General features: G+C 67.9%; 17 protein-coding genes. 10 read left to right on the top strand and 7 right to left on the bottom strand.

Annotated elements, in window-relative coordinates; genetic code table 11:
- Nucleotides 1-15 precede the first annotated feature (15 nt).
- Nucleotides 16-1,818 (bottom strand): DUF885 domain-containing protein, encoded by a 1,803-nt coding sequence (locus ACX93N_RS05935; RefSeq protein ID WP_459427484.1) that lies wholly within the window; start codon nucleotides 1,816-1,818, stop codon nucleotides 16-18.
- 154 nt (nucleotides 1,819-1,972) lie between these two features.
- Between ACX93N_RS05935 and ACX93N_RS05930 the strand changes: the two genes are divergently transcribed.
- Nucleotides 1,973-2,182 (top strand): hypothetical protein, encoded by a 210-nt coding sequence (locus tag ACX93N_RS05930; RefSeq protein WP_459427483.1) that lies wholly within the window; start codon nucleotides 1,973-1,975, stop codon nucleotides 2,180-2,182.
- Nucleotides 2,183-2,335: 153 nt separating this feature from the next.
- On the top strand, nucleotides 2,336-2,650 hold the full coding sequence (locus tag ACX93N_RS05925; RefSeq protein WP_459427482.1) for a hypothetical protein: 315 nt from the start codon (nucleotides 2,336-2,338) through the stop codon (nucleotides 2,648-2,650).
- A 56-nt stretch (nucleotides 2,651-2,706) separates the two neighbouring features.
- On the opposite strand, the gene ACX93N_RS05920 is transcribed toward ACX93N_RS05925, so the two are convergent.
- Entirely contained in the window at nucleotides 2,707-3,117 is a 411-nt protein-coding gene (locus tag ACX93N_RS05920; RefSeq protein WP_459427481.1) for a hypothetical protein, read from the bottom strand.
- A 323-nt stretch (nucleotides 3,118-3,440) separates the two neighbouring features.
- Between ACX93N_RS05920 and ACX93N_RS05915 the strand changes: the two genes are divergently transcribed.
- Together ACX93N_RS05915 and ACX93N_RS05910 are read left to right on the top strand one after the other, a co-directional pair.
- Nucleotides 3,441-4,172 carry a DUF6733 family protein gene (locus tag ACX93N_RS05915; RefSeq protein WP_459427480.1) on the top strand — a complete coding sequence of 244 codons (732 nt, stop codon included), beginning with the start codon at nucleotides 3,441-3,443 and terminating at the stop codon, nucleotides 4,170-4,172.
- Nucleotides 4,173-4,438: 266 nt separating this feature from the next.
- Nucleotides 4,439-5,167: a TorF family putative porin gene (locus ACX93N_RS05910; RefSeq protein ID WP_459427479.1), complete on the top strand. Its 729-nt coding sequence runs from the start codon at nucleotides 4,439-4,441 to the stop codon at nucleotides 5,165-5,167.
- Nucleotides 5,168-5,266: 99 nt separating this feature from the next.
- On the opposite strand, the gene ACX93N_RS05905 is transcribed toward ACX93N_RS05910, so the two are convergent.
- From ACX93N_RS05905 to ACX93N_RS05890, 4 genes are read right to left on the bottom strand one after another with little or no spacing between them, the layout of a single operon-like run.
- On the bottom strand, nucleotides 5,267-5,749 hold the full coding sequence (locus ACX93N_RS05905; RefSeq protein ID WP_459427478.1) for a periplasmic heavy metal sensor: 483 nt from the start codon (nucleotides 5,747-5,749) through the stop codon (nucleotides 5,267-5,269).
- The gene (locus ACX93N_RS05900) at nucleotides 5,746-6,162 is read right to left on the bottom strand and encodes a hypothetical protein (protein WP_459427477.1); all 417 of its coding nucleotides are present in this window, start codon (nucleotides 6,160-6,162) and stop codon (nucleotides 5,746-5,748) included. Before ACX93N_RS05900 ends, ACX93N_RS05905 begins: the two co-directional genes overlap by 4 nt.
- Nucleotides 6,152-6,694 (bottom strand): RNA polymerase sigma factor, encoded by a 543-nt coding sequence (locus ACX93N_RS05895; RefSeq protein ID WP_459427476.1) that lies wholly within the window; start codon nucleotides 6,692-6,694, stop codon nucleotides 6,152-6,154. The genes ACX93N_RS05900 and ACX93N_RS05895 overlap by 11 nt, the downstream gene beginning before the upstream one ends.
- 37 nt (nucleotides 6,695-6,731) lie before the next feature.
- The gene (locus ACX93N_RS05890) at nucleotides 6,732-7,199 is read right to left on the bottom strand and encodes an EF-hand domain-containing protein (protein WP_459427475.1); all 468 of its coding nucleotides are present in this window, start codon (nucleotides 7,197-7,199) and stop codon (nucleotides 6,732-6,734) included.
- Nucleotides 7,200-7,543: 344 nt separating this feature from the next.
- Here ACX93N_RS05890 and ACX93N_RS05885 point away from each other — a divergent pair, with 344 nt between their 5' ends.
- Both ACX93N_RS05885 and ACX93N_RS05880 read left to right on the top strand, forming a co-directional pair.
- Nucleotides 7,544-7,954 carry a bactofilin family protein gene (locus ACX93N_RS05885; RefSeq protein ID WP_459427474.1) on the top strand — a complete coding sequence of 137 codons (411 nt, stop codon included), beginning with the start codon at nucleotides 7,544-7,546 and terminating at the stop codon, nucleotides 7,952-7,954.
- Between the two features lie 27 nt (nucleotides 7,955-7,981).
- A complete protein-coding gene (locus tag ACX93N_RS05880) occupies nucleotides 7,982-8,584 on the top strand; it encodes a hypothetical protein (protein ID WP_459427473.1) in 603 nt (200 codons plus the stop codon).
- A gap of 17 nt (nucleotides 8,585-8,601) precedes the next feature.
- On the opposite strand, the gene ACX93N_RS05875 is transcribed toward ACX93N_RS05880, so the two are convergent.
- A complete protein-coding gene (locus ACX93N_RS05875; RefSeq protein ID WP_459427472.1) occupies nucleotides 8,602-9,921 on the bottom strand; it encodes an MFS transporter in 1,320 nt (439 codons plus the stop codon).
- A 256-nt stretch (nucleotides 9,922-10,177) separates the two neighbouring features.
- Here ACX93N_RS05875 and ACX93N_RS05870 point away from each other — a divergent pair, with 256 nt between their 5' ends.
- The 4 genes from ACX93N_RS05870 to ACX93N_RS05855 all read left to right on the top strand — a co-directional run.
- Nucleotides 10,178-12,304, top strand: a complete 2,127-nt coding sequence (locus ACX93N_RS05870; protein WP_459427471.1) for a type I secretion system permease/ATPase — start codon at nucleotides 10,178-10,180, stop codon at nucleotides 12,302-12,304.
- The gene (locus ACX93N_RS05865) at nucleotides 12,301-13,746 is read left to right on the top strand and encodes an HlyD family type I secretion periplasmic adaptor subunit (protein WP_459427470.1); all 1,446 of its coding nucleotides are present in this window, start codon (nucleotides 12,301-12,303) and stop codon (nucleotides 13,744-13,746) included. Before ACX93N_RS05870 ends, ACX93N_RS05865 begins: the two co-directional genes overlap by 4 nt.
- A 9-nt stretch (nucleotides 13,747-13,755) precedes the next feature.
- The gene (locus ACX93N_RS05860; protein WP_459427469.1) at nucleotides 13,756-14,382 is read left to right on the top strand and encodes a response regulator transcription factor; all 627 of its coding nucleotides are present in this window, start codon (nucleotides 13,756-13,758) and stop codon (nucleotides 14,380-14,382) included.
- Between the two features lie 196 nt (nucleotides 14,383-14,578).
- Nucleotides 14,579-16,516 (top strand): retention module-containing protein (locus tag ACX93N_RS05855; RefSeq protein ID WP_459427468.1); only part of this gene is annotated, 1,938 nt, incomplete at its 3' end.

Raw genomic sequence — 16,516 nt, 5'->3', positions numbered from 1 at the left:
TTTTTGCGGCAGGCGTCAGGACTTACCGGGCACAGGCTCGTTGCTGTGCGCATCCTTGTAGGGGTCCGGGCCGCCGGCGGCGATCCATGCATCCAGCGCCTCCTCGAGGACGGACAGGGGCACTGAACGCAGCCTGAGGATCTCGTCGTGGAAGTAACGCGGATCGAAAGCAGCGCCCAGCTCTGCTTCCGCCCTGGCGCGCTTTTCGCGGATGAGCAACTCGCCCAGCTTGTAGGCCAGGGCCTGCGCGGGCCAGGAAATGTAGCGGTCCACCTCCGTGGTCACCTCGTGCGTCGACAGCGCGGTGTGCCGTGCAAGGTAGTCCAGTGCTTCCTCCCGGCTCCAGCCGAAATAATGCACGCCGGTGTCGATGACCAGGCGGCAGGCGCGCCACATCTCGTAGGAGAGCCGGCCGAAGTCCTCGTAGGGCGTGCGGTAGATGCCCAGTTCCTTGCCCAGCCACTCGGTGTAGAGCCCCCAGCCCTCACCGTAGCCGGAGAAGTAATTGCGGGCACGGAACTCCGGGATATCGCCCGGGGCCTCCAGGGCAATGGCTGCCTGGAGCGCATGGCCCGGGGCGCACTCGTGCAGGGTCAGCGCGGGGATGTTGTAGAGCGGTCGCGAGGGCAGATCGTAGGTATTCATCAGGCACGCCTCGAGGCCACCCCTTCCACCGGTGTAGAACGGCGCGATGGAATCGGGCACCGGGCGGATCGTGAAGCGCCGCCGCGGCAGGAAACCGAGCACCTCGTCGAGGTATCCATCCATGCGCTTGGCGACATAGGCCGACACGCCCAGCAGTTCCTCGGGGGTCTCGGCGACGAACTGCGGATCCGTGCGCAGGAACGTGATGAACGCGGCGAGGTCGCCGTCGAAGCCGGCGGCGGCCTTGACCTCGAGCATCTCCGCGCGGATGCGCGCGACCTCCGCAAGGCCCGTTTCGTGGATCGTCTCCGGGTCGAGGTCGAGGGTCGTGAAGCGACGGATCTGCGCCCTGTAGAACGCTTCACCATCGGGCAGGTCCCGGGCGGCGAGGCTGCGGCGGGCACCGGGCAGGTAGACCTCGCGCATGAATGTCAGCAGCTCGCGGTAGGCCGGCACCACCGCCTCGTCGATCGCCGCCAGCGCCTCGGACCGGAGGGCCTCGCGGGTTGCGTCGTCGAGCTGTCTCGGCAGGCTCTCGAGCGGCGTCCAGAACGGATTGGCGCGCCCCCCGGCGAGGTAGGGCAGCAACGATCGCTCGCGTCCCTCGAGCGTGACCTGCGGGGGCGTGAAACCCCGGGCGAGGCCCGCGCGCATGTTGGCCTGCTGCTGGGCAAAATAGCGCGGCAGGTCTCTCAGCCGGGCGAGATAGCGCCGATAGCCCGCCTCGTCGTCGAAACCGCCAGCGCGGGGGTACAGCCTGCCCCAGAAAAAGGTATCGGAGTTGAGCGGTGCCTCATAAGTGCGAAAACGGGCATTGCTGGCCAGCGCCGAGACGATCTCCTCGAAGACCGCCGCGTTAACGCGCTCCGCCTCACTGAGCGCGTCCCGCGGAATCGCCGCGAGTTCACCGAGCACCTGCTCCCAGTAAGCCAGCCGGCGCGCCTGGGCGTCGGCGCTCACATCGGGCCAGGCCGGACCGCGCACCCAGTCGCCGTCCTCGTCGCGGACATACCCCTCCTCCGCCTGGCGCCACGCGAATTCCCGTTGGTACAGCGCCCGCAGACGCTCGTCGGCAGGCTCGGCGCTGCTGCCCCCCGTGCCCGCACAGCCGGCGATAGCACCGGTGAGGGCACCGAAGACAGCGAAAAAAACGAGGACAAGCACCCTGCGCATGTGGCGACTCCCGCGCTTTGGACCGACGGACCTTACCCGATGGCGCGCACCGGCGCCAGCCAGTGCCCTTCACCAGGCGGCCTCTGCAACAGGGATCTTGCGAATGATAATGATTCACATTATCATATTTAAACTATCATTGAAGGAGTATGCCATGGCCTCCGGGACGCCTTTCCCCCAGCCCACCGGCGACGGCGGCGCTCATGACTGGCTGCAGGTCGCGCTGCCCCGCCCGGTGCTCGAGCGGCTGCTCCGGGAGCGGGCGCTGGTTGCCGCCGAACTTCGCTGCCTGGACCCGGGGACGGCGGAGGGAGCGCGGCGGGCTCTTCTCTCCAGCCTTGCGCAGCCTCGTTACCTTGAGTAACACCAAATAAAGTCAAATCTGGCCATCAGCCTCGAAGTGGCCTTAAAAGACCCAAAAATTCGCCCATCAACCGAATCCATGGCCACGTTACGGGTGTACCTTAAGGTAACACTTCGCAGCCCGCGAAGTGACACCAAGCTGGAGATGATGACCATGAAACTCATACAACCCCTGCTTCTCGGTGCTTTGCTGGCGCTCACCGCACAGGTCCGGGCCGAGTGCCCGCGGACCATGCCCGCCACGCAGCCGGCCATTCCCGACGGCGCCAGCGCCAGTGAGAACACCATGCTCTCCGCCCAGGCGGCCGTGAACGCGTACATCGCCAAAGGCGACGCCTTCCTCGCCTGCCGGGACCTGCACCCGATGCTGCACAACCGCCTGCGCTCGAAGCTGGTCCAGGTAGCCACCGCCTACAACCGGGAACTGGATACCTTCCTCGACCGCTCCGAGCTGGTCGCCGGCCGCTGAGGCGCTGCCGCCGGCCCAGAAAAACCTAACAGGGCCGGCTCACCCGCCACGGGCGTTCAGTCGTCGTTGTCGAGGCGGCGCCGCTCGTACGGCTTCCTGCTCGGCGATGCCGAGACATCATTGATCTTGAACTCGCCGAACGGCCAGAGGCCGCCATCGTCGTCCTTTGCCTCCGCCGCAGAGGCCCCGTCCTCCGCCCCGGTCCTTGCTGCCGCCTCCGCGCTCCGCGGTCCGACCGCCTCACTCGCCATGACATCGTAACGGCCGGAACGGGCTTTCACGCACGCGGCTGCCGCGGCACGTCGCGCCAGGGCCTCCTGCCCGCCATCCCAGGCTTTCCCCGCAGCCACCCGCAGCTCCTCGATCGTGGTTGCAACAATTGCGCCGCAGTCATCGTCGGGCGCAGCGAAGGGTGCCGCGGCGGCAAACCCGCAAAGGCACAGAGCGGTCAGAACAGACGGGCGCATGGCAGCTCTCCATCGTTGGTGATTGCGCAGTATAGCCTGCAAAAGCCACCGTGCACCCCGGCGAGCCGCCCACCCGGCCCCGCGCACACCGCCCGGCCCGACGCACCAACAATTCGCACCAATGTGGTGCAAAAACGAACCATCGAGCTTTTGTTGATTAGTCTAAGTTATCAGCAAAACGCCATTTGATAAGCATTGGCATGGTTTCTGCGTTACTTCGGTCGGAGGGATCCCGGGAGCCCGCTCGACAACCAGAAAAGAGCGAGATCACGGGCCGCCGTTACTGCACAGATGACAATCGACAAGTGACTGAGGATCTGATCATGACCAACAGCAAGCTCGTTCGTTTTTCTTCCGCTCTCGTCCTGGCCGGCATCGCCCAGGGCGCCCTGGCACAGGACGATGACCGGCTCGGCGTGTCCGTGTCCTACAACACCGATGCCTTCTTCGGGCCGAACCCCTTCGTGGGCGCCAGCTACGACACCGGGAAAGGCTACGACCTCACGTTCTATGGCATTGCCTGGGGCGCCGGCAGCGGCGGGGACTGGGGCAACTGGACCGAGTTCGGCGTCGGCCTCGGCTTCGAGATGATGGATGGGGACCTGTACGTGAACCCGCAGCTCGGCTTCACCAACGGCAACCTCGTGTCCTCGGGTACGGCCGGCGACGGCGTGGTCGGCGACGCCATCGTGCCCAACCTCACCCTCGTCTACGACACCGACGAGTGGGAGGGCAACCTGTACGCCGGCTGGTACGGCGAACTCCGGGACGAGGCACCGGAGGACGGTACCACGCTGGAATACCTGCATTACTGGGTCAACGGCGGCAGAAAGTTCGGCGACTACTTTTCCGTCGGCCTGCACTTCGAGGAACTGTCGCTGGAGGGCGGCTCGAACGTGAGCAGCCAGGACGGCTACCAGTGGCTCGGGCCCTACATCCAGATCGCGAAGGACAACGCCGGCATGCGCTTTTCCTTCGGCGCCGACCTGACCGAAGACGACGATTCGTTCTCGACCAGCGACTTCTACAAGCTGCAGTTCTTCTACAGCTTCTGAGCGCCAGCCGCCGGCCGCCGCCCCGGGGGCGGCCGGCGGCACCAGGCACCAGAATAGCGCGCAGCGACGCAGCCGCGGTCGGACGCGCACCATAAAGCCGCAGCCAGGGCTGTGGACGTTCCTTTTTTGCCCTCGAAAACTCCCTTAACCCCATGAGCCGTCAGCCTTTTTTCCGGTTATGGCACGGCGCCTGCTGTGCACCCCGCGACGGTGGCGCAACGACAGACCACCGCACGAACGACAGACAATAGAGGGAGAGGGAACCCATGCAGCCAATCAAAGGCATTTCTGCTGCCGTCCTGCTGGCCGGTTTCGGCCTGGCCGTCGCGGCCCCGAGCCAGGCCGGCAGCCTGAGCGGCAACGTCTCGGTGAACAACAACTATATCTGGCGCGGCCTGACGCAAACGGAAAACGAGGCGGCCGTCCAGGGCGGTATCGACTATGCCGCGGACAGCGGTTTCTACGTCGGCACCTGGGCGTCGAACGTTAACTACGGCGCCGGTGACGTCTACTCCTACGAGCACGACATCTACGCGGGCTACGCCTTCGAGGCAGGTGGCATGACCTTCGATGTCGGCTACCTGTACTACAACTACGACTCCGAGGCGAACTTCGACTTCGGCGAGGTCTACGCCACCATCGGCATGGGCGGCTTCAGCTTCTCGGGCTACTTCCTCACCAACACGGAGGCCGACGAGGGACCGGACCAGGACTTCGAGGCCTTTGGCACCTACTACCTGTCGGCAGACTACGGTTTCGAGATCGGTAACGGCGTCGAGATGGGCCTGCACGTGGGCTACCACGACGGCGATTTCGCCGAGGCCTTCAACGGCACCGACGATGGCTACTTCGACTACAACATCAGCCTGTCCAAGGGCGGCTTCGGCTTCATGATCACCGACACGAACGCCGGTGGCCCCGCGGCCGAGGGCGGCTACGACAACGACGAGCCCAAGTTCGTCGTGTCCTACTCCGTCGACGTCGACCTGATGTAAGCCTTCCCCGCGCGGGCCGGCCGGCCCGCGCCCTTTTTTCCTTTGCTCAACAGGGCCTTCCGGACCCGCTACGGTCGGGCAGCGCAGGGTCGCCGCTGTTTATTCGTCCACCCCGCTTTCCCTGGATGAAGGCAGCCGGCCAGGCCCGGGCAGTAGTGCGCCGCCCTTGCCGCGCAGCGCAGCACGCATGGCCGCCTCGCGGCGCGCCGCCGGCAGCTCGGCGAGAATGTCGAGGAGGCTCTCGTGGAGCACCGCCTGGTAGCGCTCACCGCTCTCGCGCAGCGTTGCCAGCGCAGCCGATGCCGCGTCACGGTCCATCGGCTCCGCTCGCAGTGCATGGCCTAGGGCCTGCAAGGCGCGGCGAAGCTCTCGCCGGGCCGGCTGAGCCTCGGAAAGGCGCTCCCGCAGCCTGGGACGGAGGGTCTCACGAACGGCGGGGTCAAGGTCACGCAGCGCCCAGGCCATGGGCGGGGGCGGCCCCGGCGGCGCACGGAACAGGCGACCGACCAGCGCACCGCCAACCAGCAGGTTTACCGCCACGGACAGCGCCAGGGCGAGGCCGACCCAGTGCGATTTCTTCATGGTGTTTCCCCCGCGCCCGGCGCTGCAAGCAGCAGGCGCTCCTGCTGCTCCCAGCCATCCGTCTCGAGGGATGCGGGCAGCCCCGCCCCGAGGAGCACGCCGAGGGCCAGTGGCAGCATCGCCGCAAGGGCGGGACGCCACAACTGCAGGGGCGCTGCGGGAACCATCCAGGCCAGCAGGCGCTCCACCGCACCAGGCCCTGGGCGGGCCGCCAGGATGCGACTGACCGGCGGCGGCGACGCCACCTGGAACAGCGCCAGCTCCTCGTCCAGCGCCCGTGCCGCCCGCTGCAGGTCGCGGGCGCGCGGCTCCACTGCCAGCAGCGCCCGCGCCGCATCGCGCTCCCCGGCCGGCCAGGCGGCATCATCGCCCCCGTACACATCGACCAGGCGTTGAAAACGCTCAAGCTCCATGTTCGTCCTCCAGGGCCCGGCGCAGCGTCCGCCGCGCACGGGCCAGTAACGATTCCAGCGCCTCGACGCTGACGCCCACGATCTCGGCGGTCTCCCGGTTACCGAGCCCCTGGTAGTGACAGAGCAGCAGGGCGCTGCGCTGCCGCTCCGGCAGGGCGGCGACGGCGGCGCGCACCCGCCGCACGCGCTCGGCGCCGGCGAGAGTGCCGTCCGGGCCGGGCGCCTCTCCCTCCGGCAGCGCATCACCCGCCGGGGAGACCCGTCCCCGGCGCCGCTGCCAGTCCACGCAGAGGTTGTGGGCGATTCGGTGCAGCCAGGTCGTGAGCCGGGCCGCCTCCGGCCGATAGCGGTGGGCATCGGTCCACAGGCGCACGAAGACTTCCTGGGTCACGTCGTCGGCCTCGTCGCGATCGCCGAGCATCCGCCGGGCGTAGCGATTGAGTGGCCCCAGGTGCGTCCCCAGCAGGGCCCGGTAGGCATGCTCATCCCCCGCGGCGACGCGGGCGACGAGCGCCGCTTCCTCGCTGGCCACGCCCGGCAGGGCCTGCGGCGGCCGCTTACACCGCTCCCTACTCGGGACGCCGCGGCTTCATGCCGGGGCGGCGGTCACGCATGCGCGTGAACTCGTCCTCGGTGATATGGCCGTCGCCATCCGCGTCGAAGCGCTCGAAAGCCTGCTGGCGGGCCTCGGCATCGGTGATGTAACCGTCACCATCGGCATCCATGGCCTCGAACATGGCGTCAGCCCGCTCCGCCATGCGCCGGGCACGGTCCGCCTGCATGGCGTCGTGCTCGGCGCGACTGATCCGGTCGTCACCATCGCTGTCGGCCTGTTCGCGCTGATCGGCGCCCCGGCCCAGGCGGGGCGGCTCGAACTCGCCCGGGCCGATGCGACCGTCGCCGTCCTCATCCATGGCGTCGAACATCGCCGCCGCCCCGGGACCGCGCCCCGGCTGGGCGACGGCCGTTACCGCCAGCGCGCTCGCAAGGAGCAGCGCTCCGAGTGCTGAAACAGGTGCTGGGAATTGCCGCTTCATGGTGTACCTCCCTTGTGGACCGGCGGCATCATCGTCCGCCTGCCTATGATACGGCCGGGGCGCTGCTTTCCGTCGCAGGTCCGAACGGATCACGCAGCCCGTTTGCGCTGCCCCCGGGGTTGGCCTAGCATCGGGGGCCACCGGCCGAAACGGGTGCGCCGGTACCCGCACGATAGACCCACCCAAGACACCCGCAAAGGACAGCAGGGGGCGGCACCATGTTCGAGCGCAAGAGTTCCCGGCCCGAGGCCGAGCCCGCGCCTGGCGCAGCAAGCGCGGCGCCGGCGGCACCACCGGTGCAGGCAAAGGCACCCACCCAGTCAGCAAGCAGCGAGGCCAGGGCCATGATCGGATCCAAAGTGAAAGTCACCGGCGACATCGAGAGCGCGGAGGATCTCCTCATCGAGGGCGAGGTCAACGGCACGGTAACGCTCGCGGAGAACGAGCTCGTGATCGGCAACTCGGGGCGCGTTAGCGCGGATATCGAGGCCAAGACCGTACGCATCGAGGGTGAGGTACAGGGTGACATTACCGGCAGGGAGCGGGTCGTGATCACCGCCTCCGGCAATGTGCAGGGCAACGTCAGCGCCCCGCGGGTCATGCTGGAGGACGGCGGCCGCTTCAAGGGCAGCATCGACATGGGGGGCAGCAAGGCGGCAGCGGCACCCTCGCCATCGCCCTCGCCGAAAACTGCTTCCGCCGACACCGCGCCGCAGGCAAAGGCCGGTGTCGCGGGCGTGGAGAAAGCCAGCTAGCGCCGCCCCGGCAGCCTGAGCGGCGAGATGGGAATCGCATCCGCGCGACGGGACGACAGCGGGGTCCTGCGCAGCCGCCTGCTGCCGCGGCTACTCGGGACAGAACGGCTCGAGAAGCTCGGCACGGCGCGCGTGCTCGACTTCGGCCGCGCGAATGCCGACAGCCTCGGTTACTTCAGTAACCATCCATGCCGGCTGCAGGTGCTGGACGCGGCCGATACGCTGCGGCCCCTGGCGGAGCGTCCACAGGACGAGGACAGCCCGCCCGCGGCGGTGGCGGAGTTCGACACCCTCTTCCCGGAACTCGCCGGCCAGCGCTTCGACATCGTCCTGCTCTGGGACTGCATCAACCTCCTGCCGGTGGGCGACCTGCCGGCCTTCTTCCGTTTCCTCGCCGAACACCTCCATGACGGCTGCCAGGGCCACGGTTTTATCCTGCACAAGCGCACCGTGGAACCCCGCTTCCGGCATTTCGGTATCTGTGCGGAGGATACGCTGCGGCTCATCGAGGAGCAGCCGCTGACGCTGCACCTGCACAACCGCAAGGTCATCAACGAGGCCATGCTTCCCCTGGCTATCGAGCATGCGGTGCTGCACGGGGACGGCCGCCAGGAGTTCCTGCTCCGCTAGGCTGCTGGTCACCCGCCTCAGGCCACGTCCTTACTGGAGGCCTCGTTCGCGGCCCCGCCGACCCCGTCGAAGACGGTTTCCGTTGCGCCCTCCTCTGCGGGCGCCTCGACGACCTCCTTCTCCTCCGGGTGCAGGACGGAGCCCACGGCAGCCACCGGGGCCTGCATGGTGGTCGTGGTCTTGTACTCGGCCGGCAGGGCGGGGATGGTGAGCACCCGCCAGATGCTGATCGCGGCCATGAGCAACAGGAGCCCCGCCATCAGCAGGAAGAAGCTCTCGAGCCCGAAACTCGCCTGCACGACGGACACGGTGAGCGGGCCGGCCACGGAAACGATGCCCGACAGGAGAACGATAGTACCGCTTGCCGGCGTGATCTCCGCAGGCCGCAGGTGGTCGTGGATGAGTGCTACGACCAGCGAGTACTGCGACAGGCAGAAACCGCCGAAAACGAAGGCCGCCAGGTAGAGTCGCGGGCCGGCGCTGGTCTCCGCCGCGGCATAGACGGCCGCGACAGCAGCGAGGATGCTGGCACCACCGAGCACCCAACGGCGATCGACCACGTCGGACAGCTGACCGAGCGGCCACTGCAGCAGCATAGCGCCGCCGAGCAGCGCCCCCATGAAAAGCGCGACCTCCCCGGCATCGAGGCCGAGCCTGGCAGCGTAGACGGCGCCCATGCCGTACACCATGCTGCCGCACCACTGGATCAGCACGAGCCCGATGACCCCCATCCTGGCGCGGTACCACAGGTGCCCGAGGCTGACCCGCTCCGTAGCCTCGATCACCGGTGTTCGCAGCACGGTCATGAGGATCGGGATAGCGGCGACGCTGACCAGCACCGAGACAAGCACGAAGAGGGCGAAACCGCCCGGGTCCGCGAGCGTGAGCAGGAACTGGCCGCCCGCCGTGCCGGCGAGGAGGATGACCATGTAGGCGGCGAGAATGCGGCCGCGGCTCTCGTTGGTCGCCGCCTCGTTCAGCCAGCTTTCGGTCACCACGAAGATGGTCGAGAAGGCCAGCCCCGTCACCAGGCGCATGGCGGCCCAGACCCAGGGATCGACAAAGCTGGCGTGCGCGAGGATGGTCACGGAGGCCACCGCGGAAACGGCCGCAAAAGTGCGGATGTGCCCCACCCGGTCGATGAGCCGGGGCGCCCACACGGAGCCGAGCAGGAAGCCGGCGAAATAGGCCGACATGACCAGGCCCGTGAGCCCTTCGGCAAAGCCTTCCTGTTCCGCACGGAAGCCGAGCAGCGTGCCCTGCACGCCGCTTGCCAGGCCCACGAGCAGGAGGCCGAAGAAGAGAGGCCAGAGAGAAAACAGCGTGCGAGCAGCCATGAGCGAGTACCGGTTCGGGGGCGCGAGTCTAGGGACGCTGCCGGCAGGCTGGCAAGCGGCAATGGCGCGGAAAAGTACCCGCCGCGGAAGGCGCCGTGACCGGAAGCGTGAACGGCGGCACAGAAGCGGAGTGCCGAAGGCCCGTCAGCCGTGACCGGGTCTGTCTCTATCCCTTATGCTGGCGATCGCCAGCCAGACAGATGCATTATGCCCTTTACGCTGAGACAGGCCTCGACCATGCTGGAGCTGCCGCCGCGTGCAGACTGACGAGACAGACCACCTCCTGGAATGCCTGCTGGGGCTGTGCCGGCTGCACCGGCTGCCGACGACCCGCGAGGCGCTGCGCGCCGGGCTGCCTCTCGGCGACAGCGGCCTGACCCCCTCGCTGTTCGAGCGGGCCGCCAGCCGCGCCGGCATGACCAGCCGCATCCTCGAGCGCGCGCCGGCGGCCATCGACCGGGCGCTGCTGCCCGCAGTCATCCTCCTCGAGGAGCAGAAAGCCTGCCTGCTGCTCGGCTGGAGTGACGACGGCAGTCACGCCCGGGTCGTCTTCCCGGAGCTGAACGATGCCGAGGTAGAGCTCGACGCCGGTGAACTCGGGCGCCGGGCCACCGGCGACGTGATCATCTGCCGGCCGCGCTTCCGCTTCGATGCCCGCACGCCGCGCACGGGGACCACGGACCGGGGGCACTGGTTCTGGAGCGCGCTGCGGGAGAACGCCCCCATCTACCGGGATGTGCTCCTGGCGGCTTTTTTCATCAACGTGTTCGCCCTCGCACTGCCCCTGTTCACCATGAACGTCTACGACCGGGTGGTACCGAACTACGCGGTGGAGACGCTGTGGATGCTGGCGGCGGGCGTCATCGTGATCCTCCTCGCCGATATCACGCTGCGCACCATGCGCGGCTACTTCCTCGACCTCGCCAGCAAGCGCGTGGACGTAAAGCTGTCGGCGCGCATCCTCGAGCGGGTCCTCGGCATGCGCCTCGAGCACCGCGCACCGTCCGTCGGCTCCTACGCGGTCAACCTGCGCGCCTTCGAGACCGTGCGCGACTTCATTACCTCCGCCACGATCGCCACCATGATCGACGTGCCCTTCGCCCTCATCTTCATGGCCGTCATCGCCTGGATCGCCTGGCCGCTTCTGATCCCCATCGCCGTGGGCCTGACGGTCGTGCTGGTCTACGCCATGATCCTCCAGGGCAAGCTGCGCGAACTGACGGAGACCACCTTCCGGGCGAGCGCGCAGCGCAACAGCACGCTCATCGAGAGCCTCGTCGGCCTCGACTCCATCAAGGCCATGGGTGCCGAGTCGGTCATGCAGCGCAAGTGGGAGGACGCGACCGCCTTCCTGAGCCACGTCGGCGTACAGCTGCGGCTGCTGACCAACTCCAACGTTAACCTCACCCAGTGGGCCTCGCAGATGGTGACCATGTTCGTCATCGTCACCGGCGTCTATCTCATCACCGCCGGCGAGCTGACCATGGGCGGACTGATCGCCTGCACGATGCTCTCGGGCCGGATCATGGCGCCCATCTCGCAGGTCGCGGGGCTCCTGACCCAGTACCACAACGCAGAGATCGCCCTGAAGTCCCTCGACGAGGTCATGAAGACGCCGCTGGAGCGCCCCGAAGGGGCCCGGTTCCTCTCCCGGGAGATGTTCCGCGGCGAGATCGAGTTCAGGAACGTCAGCTTCCACTACCCGGACGCGGCCATGCCCTCGCTGGAAAACGTCTCCTTCCGCATCGAGCCGGGAGAGCATGTCGCCATCCTCGGCCGTGTCGGCTCCGGCAAGACGACGCTGCAGAAGCTGGCCATGGGCCTCTACCAGCCCTCCGACGGCGCCATCATGATCGACGGGATCGACCTGCGGCAGCTCGACCCCACGGAACTGCGCTCCCGCATCGGCTACGTACCCCAGGACGTCACCCTCTTCTACGGCAGCCTGCGCGACAACCTGACCCTGGCCCACACGGGCGTGGGCGACAGCGCGCTGGTACGCGCAGCCGAGATCGCCAACCTCGGCGAGTTCATCAACCGCCACCCGGAAGGCTTCGACATGATGATCGGCGAGCGGGGTGATTCGCTCTCCGGCGGCCAGCGCAAGTGCGTCGCCCTCGCCCGGGCCCTCGTCGGCGATCCGCCGATCCTGCTCATGGACGAACCCACGGGCTCCATGGACCACTCGACGGAAACCGCCGTACGCAAGCACCTCGAGGCGTATCTCCAGGGCCGGACCTGGCTGGTGGTGACGCACCGCAACTCGCTGCTGTCCATGGTCGACCGTATCATCGTCATCGACAACGGCCGGCTCGTCGCCGACGGCCCGCGCGACAAGGTCATCGAGGCCCTGCAGCAGGGGCGCATCGGGAAAGTGAAATGACTGACACGGAGCGCAGGGACGAGGATCACCGGAACACGGCGCCACCCGTGATCCCCGGGACCGACGGCGGTGCGGCACGCCGGCCCGGCGCGGGGCGCCGCCTCGTGGACCGCCTCTTTGCGCCCTGGATGCGAGAGGTCGAGGCGGACACCATCAACTGGCAGCAGGACGCGCACCAGGCGCGGATCGAGCAGAACCCGCTGCGCGCCCGCGCCCTTCTCTATGCCGTCGCGCTCACCGTCATCGCGCTGCTCACCTGGGCTGCCTTCGCCGAGATCGATGAGGTGACCCGCGGCAGCGGAAAAGTCATCCCGTCCCGGCAGGTACAGGTCATCCAGTCCCAGGATGGCGGCGTGATCCGGGAGATCAACATCCGCGAAGGCCAGGTGGTGAAGGCCGGTGAACTGCTGGTGCGTCTGGACCAGACCCGCTCCCGCTCCACGCTGCGCGAGAACGTCGCCGAGACCCGCGCACTGAAGCTGAAGGCGCTGCGCCTGCAGGCGCTCATCGACCGTTCCCCCTTCGAGCCGCCGGCGGAATTCGTGGAGGCCGTGCCGGAGATCGTCGCCGAGGAGCGGGAACTCTACGAGTCCAGCCTCGAGCAGCTCGCCCTGCAGCAGCAGATTGCCCGCGAGCAGCTGACCCAGCGCCGGGAGGAACTCACTGAGGTGACCGCCCGCGAGCGGCAGATGGCGCGCTCGCTGGAACTGTCGCAGCGGGAGCTTGCCGTCACCCGGCCGATGGTGGCCTCGGGCGCCGTGTCCGAGGTCGAGATCCTGCGCCTCGAGCGCGAGGTAAACCAGCTCGCCGGCGAGCGCGACCAGGCCCGGGCGCAGATGCAGCGCATTCGAGCGTCCATTACGGAGGCCGAGCGCAAGGTCGAGGAAGTGACCGTGGAGTTCCTGAACCTCGCCCGGGAGGACCTCACGGAGACCCTCAGCCGCATCAGCGCCCTCGAGGAGACCCGGGCGGGCCTCTCCGACCGGGTCGCGCAGACGGATGTGCGCTCACCGGTGGCCGGCACTGTCAAGCAGCTCTACTACAACACCATCGGCGGCGTTGTGCTCCCCGGCAAGGAGATCGTGGAAATCGTCCCGCTGGACGACACGCTGCTGGTGGAGGTGCGCATCCGCCCACGCGACATCGCCTTCCTGGTGCCCGGCCAGGAGGCGCTGGTGAAGTTCTCCGCCTACGACTTCGTGGTCTATGGCGGCCTCGACGGCACCGTGGAGCATATCGGCGCCGATACGGTGCTGGACGAGGACGGCAACCCCTTCTACAAGGTCAACGTACGGACCCAGGAAGCGAGCCTCGGCGAAGACAAGCCGATCATCCCGGGCATGACGGCGGAAGTGGACATTCTCACCGGCAAGAAGACGGTGCTCGCCTACCTCATGAAGCCCGTGCTCCGCGCCAAGGAGTACGCGCTTTCCGAGCGCTGAGCCAGGCTCATGGACCAGATCTTTCTCTCTGATGGCAACACCCTGGCGGCCCGCTGGCGGGAAGCCTTCCCCCGGGCGCGGCTGGTTGAGCCGCGCGCGGCCGCGGAGATCGACGGCGCAGCAGGCGCCCTGCTCTGGCTGGACGGCGGCCGTATCGGCGACCGGGAGAGCCTGGAGCGCGCGGCACGGCGGGCGCTTGAAGTCTCGCCGCGGGTGATCGTGATGCGCCCGGCACCGTCGGAAAGCGAGGCCTTTGCACTGCTTTCCCGCGGCGTCAGCGGTTACTGCCACCTGGCGGCGAGCCCCGCCCAGCTCCGGGAGATCGCCGGGGTCGTCGCGGAAGGCGGCATCTGGATGCCGCCGGAGCTGCTGCGGCGCCTGGTCTCGCTTTCACGGCGGGTGGTGTCCCCCGAGCCGCGTGACGCCGCCGGCGTAAGCAGCCTCACGGACAAGGAATTCGCCGTGGCCAGCCTCGTGGGCGGCGGCGCCAGCAACCGGGAAATCGCCGAGCGCCTGGCCATGTCCGAGCGCACCGTGAAAGCCCATCTGTCCTCAATCTTCCGCAAGATGGACGTCCGCGACCGGGTGCAGCTCGCCCTGGCCATGAACGACATCCCGATCGCCAAGGAAAGCTGACCGGGGCCCTGCTACCACCTCCCTGCCCGCCATACGGAACAAGGCTGTGAGGCGTATCACAATTCCTGATGCGATGAGCGAAGTCTGCCCAAAGGTACGATGGCTGGAAGCGCTCCAGGCCCCATCCTGTGTCCATGGATAACCGGAGCGGGCCAACACGCCGCTCGTCCGTGCTGACAGAACAGGGATTATCACCATGGCTACAGCCGTTATTGCGACCGTTACCGCTATCGAAGGCACCGCCTACGCGCGAAGCGCCGAGGGCGAACTGCGCGAACTCAGGGTCGGTGACGAACTGCGCCAGGGCGAGACCCTGGTCACCCCCGAGGGAAGCAGCGTCGAGCTCGAGAGCGCCGAGGGCGAGGCCATGGTCGTTGCTCAGGCCGAGGAACTGGCGATCAGCGCCGACATGCTCACCCGGCTCGCCGCGAGCGCCGATGAGGCCGCAGTCCGCGAAGCGACCCTCGACGAGGTGATCGCCGCCCTCGACGGCGACGGCGATCTCTCCGAGGTGCTCGATGCCCCCGCCGCGGGCGGGGACGCCGGCACCAATGCCGGCTCCAGCTTCATCCGCCTGGCCCGCATCAGCGAGGAAACGCCCGAGTTCAGCGGCCTGCGGGACGCCTCCGGCGCGGACGCCAGCGCCTTCGTCGAGCAGGGTGAACCCATCATCGGCGCGGACCTCCGGCCTGACGAGGCCACGACGCCGGAAGAGCAACCGGTGACCATCCCGGTCCTCGACAACGACGACTTCGTCGAGGGCGCCATCGTCAGTGCTGTCTCCGTACCGCAGAACGGCGCCGCCAGCATCAACGAAGACGGCACCGTGACCTACACGCCCGACCCGGGCTTCACCGGCCAGGACACCTTTACCTACACGGCCATCACACCGGACGGCAATGTCACCGGCACCACCACGGTGACCGTCGACGTCACCCCGACCAGCGAGCCGCCGCCCCCGCCGCCGGAACTGCCGGCCCTGTCCATAGGCGACGCCGTGGTGATCGAGGGCGATACCGCCGAGGTGACGGTCACTCTGTCCTCGCCCAGCGACAGCACGGTCACCGTGAGCTTTGCCAGCGCCGACGGCACCGCGACAGTCGTGGGGGGCGACTACGACCCGGTCAGCGGCACCCTGAGCTTCGCCCCCGGCGAGACCGGGAAGACCATCCTGGTCCAGACCAACAGCGACGATCTCGAGGAAGGCACCGAATTTCTCAACCTCGAGCTGACGGCACCCGACAATGCCGTGATCGCTGACGGCGCGGGCATCGTCGAGATCACCGACGACTTCACCCCGGCACCGCCGAGCATCAGTATCGATGACGTCACCGTCACCGAGGGTCAAGCCGCTCAGTTCACGCTCACCCTGTCGAATCCCGTCGACAGCCCGGTCACCGTGGCCTTCGCAACCGCGGACGGTTCCGCGGTCTCCGGCGCCGACTACGACCCGAACAGCGGCACGGTCACCTTTGCGCCGGGCAGCACGACGGCCACCGTCACTGTGCAGACGAACGAGGACGATCTCGCAGAGGGCACCGAAAACGCCTTCGTGAACCTGAGCAACCCCGGCGGCGCGACCATTGCTGATGGCACGGGCACACTCACGATCACCGACGGCTCGGAGCCGCCTCCGCCGCCCCCGCAGGAGCTGCCGACCCTGGCCATCGGCGATAGCACGGTTGTGGAAGGCGACACGGCCGAAGTCACCGTCACCCTGTCCTCGCCCAGCGACAGCACGGTCACCGTGAGCTTTGCCAGCGCCGACGGCACCGCGACAGTCGTGGGGGGCGACTACGACCCGGTCGGCGGTACCCTGAGCTTCGCCCCCGGCGAGACCGGGAAGACCATCCTGGTCCAGACCAATAGCGACGATCTCGAAGAGGGCAACGAAAACGCTCTCCTGAACCTGAACAGCCCCGTAGGCGCGACCATCGCCGACGGCACGGGCACGATCACGATCATCGACGGCTCGGAGCCTCCGCCTCCGCCGCCGGACAACGACCCGCCCGTGGCCATCGATGACGCCGCCAGCACGGCGGAGGACACTGCCGTCACCTTCTCCATCACCGGCAACGACAGCGACCCCGACGGCAGCATCGACCCCGCCACCGTCGTCGTCACCGGCGGGCCG

This window comes from Pseudohaliea sp. (genome assembly GCF_054552115.1).
Note: the sequence above shows the minus strand (reverse complement) of the source record. Positions and strands in the feature narration are given on the sequence as shown.